Source organism: Bartonella capreoli (assembly GCF_902813205.1).
Classification (GTDB): Bacteria; Pseudomonadota; Alphaproteobacteria; order Rhizobiales; family Rhizobiaceae; genus Bartonella; species Bartonella schoenbuchensis.
In genome coordinates this window covers 1-436 of the sequence record NZ_CADDZX010000244.1, presented here as the reverse complement: position 1 = coordinate 436, position 436 = coordinate 1, and the positions used below count along the sequence as shown (strand labels likewise).

General features: G+C 37.8%; 1 protein-coding gene. It reads right to left on the bottom strand.

What is annotated here, in order from left to right:
• Positions 1–90: 90 nt before the first annotated feature.
• Positions 91–436 (bottom strand): TolC family protein (locus tag J7R05_RS08265; RefSeq protein ID WP_208541879.1); only part of this gene is annotated, 346 nt, incomplete at its 5' end.

Below are 436 nucleotides of genomic sequence, written 5' to 3'. Positions count from 1 at the left end.
AACCGCTATCTTTTTCAACATGCTCAAATACGGATTTTCTGACTTTTTAAAAATTAAAACTATTTGCACCTTAAAAGTCACTTTTAAGCATTATCGGATATATTTTACTGTTTTTAAACCTAAATAATCTGCAGTTAATTTACCAATAGAAGATTGAACACTATAGCTTGCAATAACAGCATTACGTTCTGCCGTAGCAAGCGCAATCTGAGCATTAATCAACAGAGTTCGAGAATTTAAAACATCCAATGTCGTCGCCTGTCCCACACGATTTTCTTGAAGACGGCCTTTAAGAGCAATTTCAGCAGCACGTACACTCTCACGATAAGCAACGACAGATGCGCGTGCCCCCTTTAACTGAAACCAAGCAGAGGTAAGAGACTGTCTTATATTACTATGAGCTAAATCAAGTTGAAGATGAGCCTGCCCAAGTTGT